12 protein-coding genes are annotated in these 13691 nt (G+C 74.0%); 2 read left to right on the top strand and 10 right to left on the bottom strand.

The annotated features are described in order from the left end of the window. Positions 1–21: 21 nt before the first annotated feature. Both ACZ4U1_RS08900 and ACZ4U1_RS08895 read right to left on the bottom strand, forming a co-directional pair. Positions 22–984: an anti-sigma factor RsbA family regulatory protein gene (locus tag ACZ4U1_RS08900; RefSeq protein WP_467901387.1), complete on the bottom strand. Its 963-nt coding sequence runs from the start codon at positions 982–984 to the stop codon at positions 22–24. After that, a complete protein-coding gene (locus ACZ4U1_RS08895; RefSeq protein WP_467901385.1) occupies positions 981–1349 on the bottom strand; it encodes an STAS domain-containing protein in 369 nt (122 codons plus the stop codon). Before ACZ4U1_RS08895 ends, ACZ4U1_RS08900 begins: the two co-directional genes overlap by 4 nt. A gap of 125 nt (positions 1350–1474) precedes the next feature. On the opposite strand from ACZ4U1_RS08895, the gene ACZ4U1_RS08890 reads away from it, so the two are divergent. Beyond that, positions 1475–2218 (top strand): ANTAR domain-containing protein, encoded by a 744-nt coding sequence (locus tag ACZ4U1_RS08890; RefSeq protein ID WP_467901383.1) that lies wholly within the window; start codon positions 1475–1477, stop codon positions 2216–2218. 149 nt (positions 2219–2367) lie between these two features. Here the strand turns inward: ACZ4U1_RS08890 and ACZ4U1_RS08885 are convergent, their stop codons facing one another. The 6 genes from ACZ4U1_RS08885 to ACZ4U1_RS08860 form a co-directional block, all read right to left on the bottom strand. Further along, on the bottom strand, positions 2368–3699 hold the full coding sequence (locus tag ACZ4U1_RS08885) for a serine/threonine-protein kinase (RefSeq protein ID WP_467901381.1): 1332 nt from the start codon (positions 3697–3699) through the stop codon (positions 2368–2370). A 76-nt stretch (positions 3700–3775) separates the two neighbouring features. Continuing rightward, positions 3776–5611 (bottom strand): asparagine synthase (glutamine-hydrolyzing), encoded by a 1836-nt coding sequence (gene asnB, locus ACZ4U1_RS08880; protein WP_467901379.1) that lies wholly within the window; start codon positions 5609–5611, stop codon positions 3776–3778. A gap of 46 nt (positions 5612–5657) precedes the next feature. Continuing rightward, positions 5658–6917, bottom strand: coding sequence for a nucleotide sugar dehydrogenase (locus tag ACZ4U1_RS08875; protein WP_467901377.1), 1260 nt, complete (start codon positions 6915–6917; stop codon positions 5658–5660). A 52-nt stretch (positions 6918–6969) separates the two neighbouring features. Then, complete coding sequence (locus tag ACZ4U1_RS08870; RefSeq protein WP_467901375.1) at positions 6970–8358, bottom strand: MFS transporter; 1389 nt, start codon at positions 8356–8358, stop codon at positions 6970–6972. A 2-nt stretch (positions 8359–8360) separates the two neighbouring features. Then, positions 8361–10202: an NAD-dependent epimerase/dehydratase family protein gene (locus ACZ4U1_RS08865; RefSeq protein ID WP_467901372.1), complete on the bottom strand. Its 1842-nt coding sequence runs from the start codon at positions 10200–10202 to the stop codon at positions 8361–8363. A gap of 109 nt (positions 10203–10311) precedes the next feature. Continuing rightward, positions 10312–11097, bottom strand: a complete 786-nt coding sequence (locus tag ACZ4U1_RS08860; RefSeq protein WP_467901370.1) for a phytanoyl-CoA dioxygenase family protein — start codon at positions 11095–11097, stop codon at positions 10312–10314. A 256-nt stretch (positions 11098–11353) separates the two neighbouring features. Here ACZ4U1_RS08860 and ACZ4U1_RS08855 point away from each other — a divergent pair, with 256 nt between their 5' ends. Next, positions 11354–11977 carry a hypothetical protein gene (locus ACZ4U1_RS08855; protein WP_467901368.1) on the top strand — a complete coding sequence of 208 codons (624 nt, stop codon included), beginning with the start codon at positions 11354–11356 and terminating at the stop codon, positions 11975–11977. A gap of 7 nt (positions 11978–11984) precedes the next feature. On the opposite strand, the gene thpD is transcribed toward ACZ4U1_RS08855, so the two are convergent. Then, positions 11985–12908 carry an ectoine hydroxylase gene (gene thpD, locus ACZ4U1_RS08850; protein WP_467901367.1) on the bottom strand — a complete coding sequence of 308 codons (924 nt, stop codon included), beginning with the start codon at positions 12906–12908 and terminating at the stop codon, positions 11985–11987. Next, on the bottom strand, positions 12905–13691 hold a 787-nt coding region (locus ACZ4U1_RS08845; RefSeq protein WP_467901365.1), incomplete at its 5' end, for a GNAT family N-acetyltransferase. The genes thpD and ACZ4U1_RS08845, both read right to left, overlap by 4 nt.

The following is a 13691-nucleotide window of genomic DNA, read 5'->3' as shown; positions in this document are numbered from 1 at the left end:
ACGGCCCCGCGCACGGGTGCCTCAACGGCGCAGGTAGCACCGGATGGTCGTGCCCTCCGGTCCGCTGTGCGTCCGCACCAGGTCGGCGAGGAGGTTGACCAGCAGCAGCCCGCGTCCGCCGCGCTGGTCCCGGCTCGCGGGGCGGCGGCCGGCCAGGGGGTCGGTGAGGCGGCCCTTGTCGCGGACCTCGCACAGCACGTACCCGTCCTCGGGCCACACCGTGAACGCGCCCGTACCGCCGCCGTGCACCACGCTGTTCGTGGTCAGCTCGGCGGTGATCAGGGCCAGGTTCTCCAGGGCCAGGCCGGACAGGCCGAGGCGGGCGCCGTGGTCGGTGGCCAGGTGCCGGACCGCGGACAGGGACTCCTGGTCGAAGGCGACCCCGAGCACGTCCGGGGCGGGGCCGGGGGCGGGCGGCAGCGGCTCGTTGTAGCGGGCGACCACGCCGTCCGGGTCGTAGGCCGCGCTGGCGCGTTCGCCGCCGGAGCCGGCCGGGATGACGACCGGGTGCGTGGCGTAGGCGTCGGCGAGCGCGCGCTCGTCCAGGCGGGCGGTGTCGTACGGGCACAGGATGGTGACCTCGCGGCCCCGGAACGCGGCGTTGATCAGCGCCTCGTGCTGGGCGCAGGCCGGGTACTCGGCCGGGCTGCGGCCCGCCCAGACCGGCTCGCCGATGATGTGGACCCGCCGGCCGGGCGGCTGGGCGTCGGCGAAGGCGCGCAGCACACCGGGGATGATCCGGCCGGGGTTGCGGCCGGCCTCCCGCATGTCCAGGAAGCGCACGGCGGCACCGTCGGCGCCCAGTTCGTCCTGGATCAGCCGCAGGTTCTCGCCGGGGACGGCGACCGCGACGGGCTCGTCCGCCGCCAGCGCCGCCCGCACGAAGGGCACGGTGCCGGCCAGGTACTCCCGCGTGTCGCCGTAGAACAGCGCGGGGTGCACGAACGGGTCGGCGGGCTCCAGGGGTTCGGCCGTCCGGGTCATGACGGCGCCACCTCGATCCCGGGCACGCCGGGCCACAGCAGCTCCAGTATGCGCGGCACGGTGTCCGGCGGCCGCTCCAGCACCATGCGCCGCCGTCCACCGAGGCCGCGAGCGGCGTCCGCCAGCGCGCCGACGCCCGCGACGTCGATGAAGGTCAGCGCGGAAAGCTCCAAGTAGTACACGTCCTCGCCCTCGCGAACGGCCCGCTCCAGCGCGCGCTCCCAGATGCCGCGTGTGGGCAGGCTCACCTCGCCCGCCGCCCGGAATCCGGTCCGCCCGGTCAGCGGCTGCACGTCGAGCCGCGGCACCGCGGGCTGTGGCACGGCGACGGCCGGCAGGGGCCACGCCGGCTCGGGTCCGCTCACGTCGTCTCCCAGCGCACAGGTACTTGAGTGACCAGTATGCGCCCTGCTTCCCCGGGCCGGGTGTAGGTACCGGCACCGGGGGCAGGCGAGCGTCGAAGGACGAACGGCGGAGCGGAACGAGAGACATGACCTCAGCGGCACGCGCCTCGTACACCGGACGGCCGGCCCCCCTGGCCGTCGACGGCCGTACGGAGGGCGACCGGGCCCTGCTGACCGCGCGCGGCGAGCTGGTCCACGGCTGTACGGACGCCCTCACCGGGGCGCTGGCGGCCCTGCCGGCGGGCGCCGCCGGGGTCGAGCTGGACGTGTCCGGGATCACCTTCCTGGACACGGCGGGGCTGGCGGTCCTGGACACGCTGAGCGCGTACGGCCGCCGGCACGGCGTACCGGTACGGGTCACCGGCTGGCAGGGGCAGCCGCGCCGGGTGCTGGAGCTGGTGGGGCTGGATCCCGCGGACCCGCTGGGCGCCGCACCGCCCGCGGACGTGCCCGACCGCGGCGCGTCCGCGGTGGCACAGGAGCGCGCCGAGCAACTGGACGTGCTGCGCCTGGAGATAGAGCAGCTGCGGCACGCGATGGACTCGCGGCCGGTGATCGACCAGGCCCGCGGCATCCTGATGGCGGCGCACGGGTGCACCCCGGAACAGGCGTGGGAGATCCTGCGGGAGGCGTCCCAGCGGTGCAACACCAAGCTGCGGCGGGTGGCTTCGGCGGTCACGGCGAGCGCGGCGCCGGACGGCCCGGCCCCGCCGGAGCCGTTGGGCACGGCCCTGGCCGCGGCGGCCCGCCGGGTCAGTACGGCAGGATGCGCCCCGAGGGGGTCCTGCGGTCGATCTCCTGCCCGCGCGGCGCGGCCGGCCGCCGGCTGACACGTACCCGGATCCGACGGTCCATGACGCCCTCCTCGTGCCGACACCGCCCGGCTGGACGCCGGTAGGAGGTGCGTGCCCAGGACCCGGCCGGTTCAAGCCTGTACGGGCCAAGTCGTGAAGGCGTCACGGAGGTTGGCCGTGCGCCCCTAGCGGGTCAGGTACCGGGCGAGGACCGGGTCGAGCTGGGCCAGCCAGGCGGTCAGCCGGGCCCTGCGGCGGGCGTTCAGCTCGCAGGAGTACACCCCGCCGTCCCACAGCCGCACGGTGATGGTGAGGCGGTTGCCGCGCCAGTGGCGTTCGACGTGGGCGATCTCCTCCCACGGGAAGTCCGCGGCGGCGCCCGCCACTTCGAGGAGCACTCCGGTGGCGCCCACGACCACGCCGGACTGCGCGTCGGCGAGCACGGCCTCCGGACTGCCGTAGCCGCCGGGGCCGCCGGGTACGCCGTGGCCCGCGTAGCCGCCGTGGCCGCCGTACGGCATGGGCGGCCCGAAGCCGGGCGGCGGGGTGGCGGGCTGCGCGGGCAGGTGCGGGGGCGTGGCGGGCGGTGGGGGCGGGGTGAACGCCTGCGGGGTGAACGCCTGCGCGGGTACCGCCCGCGGGGGTGTCATCGGCTGCGGTGGGGTCGCCATCTGCGGGGGCGTCACTCCCTGCGGGGGTGTCGCTCGCTGCGGGGGCGCGATGACGGTCGGCGGGTGCGCCGGTGCCTGGCCCGTCAGCCGGTCCAGCAGCGCGGAGGGCGTCGGCCGGTCCGCGGGCTCCTTCGCCAGGCAGGCGGAGACCAGGTCCGCCAGCGCGGCCGGTACGGCGGACAGGTCCGGCGGCTCGTGCACCGAGCGGTACATCAGCCCCATCGGCGTGCCCTCGCCCCAGGCCGCGCCGCCCGCCGCCGCGACCAGCACGGCACCGAGGGCGAACACGTCGGCGGCGCCGGTCACATCGTGGCCGAGGGCCTGTTCCGGGGCGAGGAAGCCAGGGGTGCCGAAGGCGGTGCCGGTGGCGGTGAGGCGGGTGGACTCCACGGCTCGGGCGATGCCGAAGTCGAGGACGCGGGGCCCGTCGTCGGCCATGATGATGTTGCCGGGCTTGAGGTCCCGGTGCACCAGGCCGCAGGAGTGGATGGACTCCAGCGCCTCGGCGAGGGCGGCGCCCAGGGACCTCAGTCGCGGCTCGTCCATGGCGCCCTCGGCGGCGAGCCGCTCGGCGAGGGTGGGGCCGGGGATGTAGGCGGTGGCCAGCCAGAGGAGGTCGCCGTCGACGTCGGCGTCCACCACCGGCGCCGTGTGGAAGCCGCCGACCGCGCGGGCCGCCTCGACCTCGCTGCGGAACCGCTCCCGGAACACCGGGTCGGCGGCCAGTTCGGCCTTGGCCACCTTCAGCGCGACGGCCCGCCCGCCGCGCGTCCGTGCGAGATAGACCGTGCCCATGCCGCCCTCGCCGAGCCGGCGCTCGACGAGGTATCCCCCGATGCGTTCCATGCGGACAAGTATGGCCGCCGGACCTGGCCCGTCCATGCCCAGCCGGGGTACGGCCCGGGTCCGGCGGCCGTACGGCTCAGAGCACGATGTCCACGTCGTACGCGCGCAGCCACTCGTCCAGCTGGAGGGTCGTCTCCAGCGCGGCCCGGCTCATGCCCTCCTCCAGCGCCGCGGCTCCGTCCCGCCGTACCCGTGTCCTGAGGTCGGGCGAGAAGAAGGGGTCGAGCGGGCCGGTGCCGGTGCGGACGAGGTCGGCGAGGCGCTCGCGCAGGGTGCGGTTGTAGGCCTCGGCCCGGATCGACGGGTACGGCGTCTTGACGCGCTGGGCGACCGCCGCGGGCAGCAGGTCCTTCATGGCCGCGCGCAGCAGACTCTTCTCCCGGCCGTCGAAACCCTTCATCGCCCAGGGGATGTTGAAGGTGTACTCGACCAGCCGGTGGTCGGCGAACGGGACGCGGACCTCCAGGCCGCAGGCCATGCTCATGCGGTCCTTGCGGTCGAAGAGGACCTGGGCGTGGCGGGTGAGGGCGAGGTAGGTGACCTCGCGGTAGCGGGCCTCGGCGGGGTCGTCCAGGTGCCGGTGGGCGTCGATCTCGGCGACGGCGGCGCTGTGGCAGTCCCGTTCGTAGGTGGCGAGGTCGAGCTTGGCGAGCAGGTCGGGGGTGAAGACGACCTCGTTGCCCTGGTAGTTGTGGCGGCCCTCGTGGACCCAGGGGAACGTGGTGGAGAAGACCGCGTCGGGGTCGCGCTGCCAGCGGTACCCGCCGAACACCTCGTCGCCGCACTCGCCGGACAGGGCGACGGTGGAGTGCTGCCGGACGATGCTGAACAGCAGGTGCAGCGAGGCGTGTTCGTCGCCCTTGGCGATGGGCAGGTCGTAGGCGCGCAGCACGGAGGCGCGCAGCGCCGGGTCGAGCAGGTCGGGGGCCTTGAGCGGGAGTTCGCTGTGGTCGGAGCCGACGTGTTCGGCGAGCAGGCGGGCGTAGATGTGGTCCTCGTTGGCGTCGGGGCCGGCGGTGCCGTCGAGGTCGGGGTCGCTGACCGAGCAGGAGCGGATGCGGCCGTGGCCCTTGGTGCGGGAGGTGTGCGCGGCGAGCGCGGTCAGCGAGCTGGAGTCGAGGCCGCCGGAGAGCAGGGTGCACAGGGGGACGTCGGAGACCATCTGCTGTTCCACGACGGAGGCGAGGAGTTCGCGCACCGTGCGGATGGTGTCGTCCAGGGAGTCGGTGTGCTCGGCGACCCGCAGCTGCCAGTAGCGCTGCTCGGCGAGGCCGGTGCGGTTGACGCGGACCAGGCAGCCGGCCGGGACCTCGCGCATTCCGCGGAAGACGGCGTGTCCGGGCACCTTGGCGACGGAGAGGATGTCCCGCAGGCCGTCCGCGTCGAGCACGGGCCGGAACGCGGGGTGGGCGAGGATCGCCTTGGGTTCGGAGCCGAAGAGGACACCGGAGGGGGTCTCGGCGTAGTAGAGGGGCTTGACGCCCATGCGGTCGCGGACGAGGAGGAGTTCCTCGCGGTCGCGGTCCCAGATCGCGAAGGCGTAGATGCCTTCGAGCCGGTCCGTGAACGCCGGGCCCCACTCCAGGTAGGCGCGCAGCACCACCTCGGTGTCGCTGCGGGTGGTGAAGCGGTGGCCGAGGCCCGTGAGCTGGGTGCGCAGTTCCTGGAAGTTGTAGGTCTCGCCGCTGTAGGTGAGGGCGGCGCGGGCGCCGGGGCCCTCGTCGGCGGCCATCGGCTGGCAGCCGCCTTCGAGGTCGATGACGGACAGCCGCCGGTGGCCGAGGGCGACGTGGCCGTCGGTCCAGACTCCTTCCGCGTCGGGGCCGCGCCGGGCCATCGTGTCCGTCATGGCGCGCGCGAGGTCGTGGTCGACGGGGCGGGCGAAGTCGACCCACCCGGCGATACCGCACATGGAAGCACTCCTGGGGTGTGAGAGAGGGAGGTGGCGGGGCCGTCGGTCAGAGGCGTTCGACGTGCGGCTGCGGGCGGGCGGCGCCGCGGGTGTCGAGGAGCAGCGGGGCCCGCCGCTGGATCTCGTCCAGGTCGAACATCCGGTGCTGCTGGAGGAGGATGGCGAGGTCGGCGGCCTCCAGGGCGGCCGGCAGGTCGGCGGCCGAGGGGACGGCCGTACCGTCGACGGACCACTCGGGCACGTAGGGGTCGTGGTAGGTGACGTGGGCGCCGCGGGCCCGCAGCCGTTTGACGACGTCACGGGCGGAGGTCTCCCGCTGGTCGGCGATGTCCGCCTTGTAGGTGACGCCGAGCAGCAGCACGCGGGCGCCGGTGAGGGTCTTCCCGGCCCGGTCCAGGAGGTGCTGGGCGCGTTCCACGACGTAGCGCGGCATGCGCGTGTTGATCTCCTGGGCGAGTTCGACCATGCGGAAGGGGTAGCCGAGGGTGCGGACCTTGTGGGCGAGGTAGTTGGGGTCGATGGGGATGCAGTGGCCGCCGACGCCGGGGCCGGGCCGGAACGCCTGGTAGCCGAAGGGTTTCGTGGCGGCGCAGGAGATGGCGTCCCACAGGTCGATGCCGAGTTCGTTGCAGAAGACGGCCATCTCGTTGACCAGCGCGATGTTGACGTGCCGGTAGGTGTTCTCGATGAGCTTGGCCATCTCGGCCTCGCGGGTTCCGGTGGCCTGGACGACGGTGTCGACGAACTTGCCGTAGAACGCGGCGGCGGCGGTGGCGCAGGCGGGGGTGTGGCCGCCGACGACCTTGGGGGTGTTGCGGATGCCGTAGACCTTGTTGCCGGGGTCGACGCGTTCCGGTGAGAAGGCGAGGTGGAAGTCGCGGCCGGCGGTGAGCCCGGACTTCTCCAGGAGGGGTCGGACGATCTCATCGGTGGTGCCCGGGTAGGTGGTCGACTCCAGGACGACCAGGGTGCCGGGCCGCAGGTGGCGGCCGATCGCCGCGCACGCGCTCTCGACCATGGTCAGGTCGGGCCCGCCGTGCTCGGACAGCGGGGTGGGCACGCAGATCACGACGGTGTCCGTCTCGGCGACGGCGCTCTCGTCGGTGGTCGCGGTGAAGCCCTGGGCGCGGACGCCGGAGACGGTGGCGTCGTCGATGTCGTCGACGTGCGAGACACCGCGGTCGAGCCGGGCGACGATCTCGGGGTTCTTGTCGAGGCCGACGACGGTCATCCCGGCACGGGTGGCTTCCACGGCGAGGGGCAGGCCCACGTAGCCGAGGCCTATGACGACAAGGTCACTGCGCACAACGGTCCCTTTCGGGTGGGAGGGTGCGGACGGAAGGAAAGCGGAAGGGGGCTCAGTCGCCGCGGGCGCGGACGGCGAGCAGGGCGACCAGCAGGGTCGGCAGGACGAGCAGCGCGAAGGCGACGCGGTAGCCGCCGAGCGGGCCGGCGCCGGCGGCCAGGCAGGCGTTGAGGACCGCGGAGGCGAGCGCGAGGACGACGACCTGGCCGAGGTTCATGTTGGTCTGCATGGCGCTGGTGGTGTGGCCCTGCCGGTGCGGCTCGCTGTGTTTCAGGGAGAGCACGGTGACGCAGGGGTCGAGCAGGCCCATGCCGATGGCGGACAGGGGCATCGCCGCGGCGGCCGTGGCCGCGGGCAGCCCGCCGGAGCAGCCGGCCACCGCGAGGAGGGCGGAGGCGGTCATGACGAGGGCGCCCACGGTGACGAGGCGGTGCCGGGCGACGTGCTGGAGCGCCTTGCCCTGCACCCAGGAGGCGCCCGCCCACAGCACCGCGGAGGCGGTGAACGCCACGCCGACCACGACGGCGGCGACCCGCCGTTCGGTGATCAGCATCAGCGGCACCAGGGCCTCGATGGTGAAGTACGTCCCGGAGGTCAGGCCGCGCAGCAGCACCGCGGTCGGCAGGCCCCGGGCGCTGCGCCAGGTGCCGCGCGGCAGCAGCCGCGGGGCGAACACGGCGAGCAGGACGATGCCGACGGCGACGAACGCCAGGTGGCGCGGGTCCCAGTCGGAGACGCCGTACTGGCCGAGGGCCGCGCCCAGGCTGAGCATGGCGGCGACCAGCAGCGGGGGGCGGGCGGCCCGTTCACCGGCGGGCTCCGCGCCCTCGGCCGACGGTTTGCGCAGGACGACGACGAGGGCGACGGCGGGCAGCGCGGTCAGGGCGGCGAGGCCGTAGAAGACCGCGCGCCAGGACCACCACTGGACGACCAGGCCGGCGAGGGGCGGGCCGAGCAGGGACGGGATGACCCAGCTGGCGCTCATCATGGCGAGCATCCGGGGCCGCAGGTGCTCGGGGTAGGCCTGGCCGATGGCGGTGGTCACCGACACGGCGACCATGCCGGCGGCCAGTCCGTCCACGAACCGGCCGGCGGCGAGCTGCCAGACGGAGACGCTGGACGCGGACACCAGGAGGGTGAGCACCGACAGGACCATGCCGAGCGCCAGGGGCCGCCGGGCGCCCGCCCGGTCCGCCCAGTGGCCGCCCAGCACCCCGCCGAACAGGCTGGCGGCGACGAAGCAGCCCGCCACGACCGGGAACAGGGACACGCCGTCCAGTTCCCGGGCCGCGGTCGGCAGGGTGGGCACCACGGCGAGCGCGGCGAACCCGGTCAGGAACATCACCACGGCGAACGTCAGCGTGGCGGCGAGGTGGGCAGGCGCGAAGATCCCGCCTTCCGTGGTGCTCGCCGACTCGGGCGCCGCCTGCTTCTCCGCCATCGTCAGGCCCACAGTCCGACGAGGTCGTCATGGGTGTCGCAGGCCAGCCACTGGGCCTGGGCCCGCGCCCCGCTCAGCACGGGTGCCGAGGGCCGCCAGCCGGTCTCGGCGGTGATCAGGCGGGTGGACATGAGCGGGGTGTGCGGTGTGGCGGCGGGTGCCTGCTCCCAGGGGGTGCGGCGGGCGGTCTCGGTGACCAGCTCGGCGAACGCGGTCTCGTCGTAGCCGGCGGAGGCGACGTTGCAGATCTCCGGCCCGGCCGGGCGGGCGAGGAGCGCGGCGAGGGCCTCGGCCATGTCGCGGTAGTCCGTGATCTGGTGCCGGCGGCCCTCGACCAGGGGCATGGGGCGCCGGGTCCAGGCCCGCAGCATCCAGTCGGCGAGGACCCCGGTGAGCGGGGCGTGCGGCCCCACCGGTTCGGCGAACCGCACGATCTGCACGGGTGTCCCGCTCTGCCGGCCCCAGGCGCGGCACTGCTGCTCCGCGTCCCACCACAGCCGTGCCTCGGCGTCCTCAGGCGGCTCGGTGACGGAGTCCTCGGTGCGGTCCTCGGCGGGGCCGCCGCGGTAGACGGCGGCCGAACCGGCGTGGACGAGCCGCCGGGCACCGAGCTTCTCGGCGTCGGCGAGCAGGTCGGCCAGCGGGTAGCGGGTGTCGTGCGGGGTGCCGAGGTGGATCACGGCGTCCGGTGCCTGCGGCAGGCCCGGTGCCGCCGGGTCGAGCCGCTCGGTGTGGACGGCGGCGCGGCCCGCGTCGGTCAGCAGCCGCGCCAGCTGGGCGCCGAAGGCGGGGTCGCCGCCGGTGACGACGACGCCGGGTACGGGGGCGGGGCGGGGGGCGTGGGCGGTGGCGCGGTGGGCGGCCCGGCCGGCGGCGAACGCGGCCAGGGCGAGGTCGCGGACGAGCGGGATCATCGGCAGGAGTTCCGCGCCGGTGTACTCCTCGCACAGGCCGCCGGGGCCGAGCGCGTCGAACACGGCGGCGGCCACGGAGGGTTCGGGCTCGCGGTCGGTCAGGCCGGCCACCACGGCGCCGGTCGCGAAGGCGGTGAGCCACACCTGCCGGCAGACGGTGCCGGGCAGTTCGGGCAGGTCCGCTTCCGCGAGGCCGGCCTCGCAGCGGTCGAGCAGTCCGACGCGCCGCAGATACCGGTCGGTGTCCAGGTACTCCCGGCGTTCCCCCTGCCGTACCGCGCATTTGGACTCGCCGTACTGGTAGAAGGGCACCACGGGGAATGCGGCGCACTGCTGCCGTTCGGGGAGGAATTCCGCCCGGTCGGTGAAGTAGGTGGCGCGGCGCCAGCCGTGGGTGCTGTTTCCGGCGATGCTCGGCACGTCGTCGTGGTCGACCGTACTGGGGACGGCGAGCCGCACCGGAATGTCCAGCGCCTTGAGATACCGCTGGATCACCACGTCGTACGGCCAGCCGCCGCCGTGTTCCGCCGCGAACCGCTCGTATCCGCGGGCGGCTTCGGCGGGGAGCATGAGGGCCAGCGAGGGGACGTGTTCGTCGATGGCATAGGCCCACTGTGCGCCGGTGAGTGCCCCGAGGCGTACGACACCGCTGTTTCTCCCTTCCCAGCCCTCGTAGAAGGCGACCGCCTCGCCGGGTACGGCGGCGGCGACCTTTTCGGCGTAGGGGAAGAAATTCTCGGCGATCAGGACGTCGTCCTGGAAGACCACGTGATGGGTGGCGTCCGTCCCGACGCAGGCCCAGGACGGGTTGGCGGTGCGCAGCGCGGTGGGCGGGCCGGAGGGGTCGGGGTCGGTGACGACCCGGACGCGCCCTCGGGGGTCCTTGGCCGCGATGGCCTCGGCCGCCGCGCGGCGTCGTGGGTGGGTCATCACGGCACCAGTCAGAATGACAGCGTTCACAGCGTTCCCGTCTGGCTGTTGGAGGGCCGGGCCGGTGGTGGGGCCGGCCCGGCGGTGGAGGTGGCGGCGGCCCGGTCGGTCAGTCCTCGGCGAAGCCCGCGTTGCGGACCTGCCGTACGTTCTCGCCCAGTCCGTGGTCCGCGCCCTGTGCGCGTTCGTGCCGGATCATCGCGGCGGGCCGGTAGTTGAGGATGTAGGCGCGTCGCGTGCCGTCCGTGGTGTTGCCCCGCGAGTAGTGCAGCGTGAAGCCGGAGTGGGCCACTGCTTCCCCCGCCCGCAGTGGCACCGGGGTCGCGCCCGGCTCGTCCTCGGAGCAGTCGCACTCGATGTTCTTGCCGTCGCTGGTGGGCCGGTGCGGGCGCAGCGGCTGCCGGTGCGAGCCGCGCACGTACCACATGCAGCCGTTGTCGACGTCCGCGTCGTCCAGCGCCACCCAGACGGAGACGGCCCGGTGGTCGGGCATGTCGATCCAGTAGGCCGCGTCCTGGTGCCAGGGCGTGGGGACGGCGGTGTGCGGATCCTTGTGGATCATCATGTCGAAGTCGAGTTCCGCGTCGTCGCCGATGAGTTCGCGGGCGACGGAGAGCGCCTTGTGGTGCAGGGGGAGTTCCCGCAGCGGCGGGTGGAGGGCCGAGGGCCACATGATCTGCGTGATGTTCTCGCGTACGCCGTCCTTGCGCGGTACGTGGGAACCGAGGTCGGAGCGCTTGTCGCCCGCCTCTATGTCCCCGCTGAGGAAACGGTCGTAGATGTCCCGGTAAACCGCGAGTTCACCGGGGGATACGAGTTCTCCGACGGCGGCGAATCCGTCGGCCGTGAACTTCTGCGCGAGGTCGGAAAGCACCTGCGTCGTCAAGACAAACATCCCCTTCGCCCCTTCTCCCAGCAGCCTGAGAGCACAGCGCACCCCGAGAAGGGGGATCGTCGAATGGAAAGCCCAGCACACCGTCGAAAGCTTGGTCTGGACCATTGATCAAGACGGGACGGGAATCTACGGGGCCCCGCGCGCCGAGGTCAACAGTGATCAGAAAATTGGTCCAGACCTATAGCGCGTTGATCATCCGGCGGCTACGGTGCTCCGGGCAACGCCCAACTGGCATGTCCAGCAAGGAGGATCAGGCGTGACTAGCACGGCCGGCACACTCCGCGTCGAGGCGGCGGTACGCCGCAACCCCTACACGTACATGCTCACCGACGGCGAGCTGACCGACCTGCTGGCGGACCTCGGCCGGCGCCGGGCCGAGAGCATCCTGCGCAACCACTCCGCCCCCGAGGGCAAGGCCCCGCGCGGCCCCTACCCGCGCCCCGCGATGGGCTTCGTCGTCCTCGACCCGACGGCCGAGGCGGGCACCGCCCCCGCCGACGCGGTGCTGGGCGCGATCACGGTCGGGCAGGACGCGCGCCGCTTCCTGCCCAAGGCGGCGGCCAAGGCGGCCGCCCACCGGCGCCTCGGCGGCGACAACGGCACCTCGGTGCACACCGACCCGCACCTGCTCGGCACCGGTGCCTTCCGCTACGGGCACTCGGCCGAGGTGCGCGGCCTGATCGTCGCCGCCAGCTCCCAGACCACCGACCAGGACCTGTACGAGGCCTCCCGGCTGGCCGCCGAACTCGTCGAGGAACTCGGCGCCCGCCACCACGCCTACGAGTGGCGCCAGGGCGAGACCGACTGGCTCTCCCCCGCCGGTGACGTCCCGCGGGAGTACGAGGAGATGGTCTCCTGGTTCCCCGCGCCGGCGGCGTGAAGGCCCTTCAGTCGCCGCGCGGCACCGGCGTGAAGGTGCGGCTCGCCAGGTAGGCGGGCCTCGGGCGTGGGGCCGCGTACGGCGTCCCGATGGCGTTCTCCACGCTGTTGTAGACGACGAACAGGTTGGTGCGCGCGAACGGCGAGACGTTCGGGGCGGAGGCGTGCAGGCTGTTGGAGTCGAAGGCCACCGCCGAGCCCGCCGGGCCGGTGAACTGACGGATGCCCAGCTTCCGGGCGAGCGCGGCCACCGCGCGGCGGTCCGCCGGGCCCGCGGGCAGGTTCTTTCCGCGCAGGGACGTCTGATGGTAGTCGGGCGGTGTCTCACCGGCGGACGGCACGAAGGTGCGGTGCGCCCCCGGAATGATCATGAGGGGGCCGTTGTGCGGGGCGTTGTCGGTCAGGGCGACCGACAGGCTCAGGGCGCGCGGCGCCGGCATGCCGTCCTCCGAGTGCCAGGTCTCGAAGTCCGAGTGCCAGCCGAAACCGGAGCCCTCGAACGCGGACTTCAGGTTGACCCGGGTCTGGTGGACGTACACGTCCGAGCCGAGGATCTGGCGGGCGATGCCGGCGAGCCTCGCGGAGTGGACGATCTCCCGGAACGTCTCGCTCAGCGCGTGCACCTCGAACACCGAGCGGATGCCGTCGCCGTCGGGTTCCGGCACCACCCGCCCCGCGTCGCGCAGCGCGGGGTCGGCGGTCAGCCGTGCGGTCTCCGCCAGGCAGGCCGCCGTCTGCCCCGCCGACAGCAGCGCCTCGAAGTGCAGGCATCCGTCGCGGTCGTAGGCGGTGAGTTCGGCGGCGGACAGCGGACCGTCCGCGTCGGGGGCCCAGACGACCGGGTGGCGGCGCGGGAACGGCGCCGTGGGCCCCGGGGTGCGCGTCGGATACAGGTCGTCCCCGGCGTCGGCGGGACGCACCGTGCTGCTCATCGTCGGCTCTCCTCCGGTTCGGGGGACGCGGTGGCCGGGCGCTGGAACAGGGCACCGGAGTTGCGGTGCGGCAGGTCCACGATCCGCAGGAGTTCGAAACCCTGCTCCAGGTAGTAGCGGTGCAGCTCGCGGTTGGTCTTCCAGGCCTCCAGACGCAGCCAGCGCTTGCCCCGCCGGGCCGCCAGCGCGCCCGCCCAGTCCAGCAGCCGGGCGCCGAGCGCCTGGCCGGCGACGGCCCTGCCGACCGCGAGGTCGTGCACGTAGAGGGCGGAGGCGGGGTCGTCGTGACGCCACCACTCCGGATCCCCCCGCTCGTGGACGGTGATGGTGGCAACGGGCCGGCCGCCCCGGAAGGCGAGGTAGCAGTCCCCCGCCTCGATGGACTCCGCCATGCGCCACCGACGCGGCGGATACTGCCACTGGTCGAGCCCCCGACCGGCCAGCCAGCGACTCGCCTCCAGCCACAGCGCCTCGACCTGGTCCAGCTCGGCGGGACGAGCGACCCGTATGTCGAGGACGGCTGCGGCCGGGCTGCCGGCATCGGAGACAACGACGGCCGAGGCACTGGCGTCCGGGGCGGCGGGCACCGAGAGGCTGGCGTCCGGGGCGGCGGGCGCCGCGAGGCTGGCGTCCGGGGCGGCGGGCGCCGCGAGGCTGGCGTCCGGGGCGGCGGGCACCGAGAGGCTGGCGTCCGGGGCGGCGGGCACCGAGAGGCTGGTGTCGGGCGGCGCGGCCACCAGGCCGTCGTCCGCAGCGGACACCGGAACGCTCCCGGGCACGGCC

This window comes from Streptomyces sp. NPDC028928 (assembly GCF_055564915.1).
Note: the sequence above shows the minus strand (reverse complement) of the source record. Positions and strands in the feature narration are given on the sequence as shown.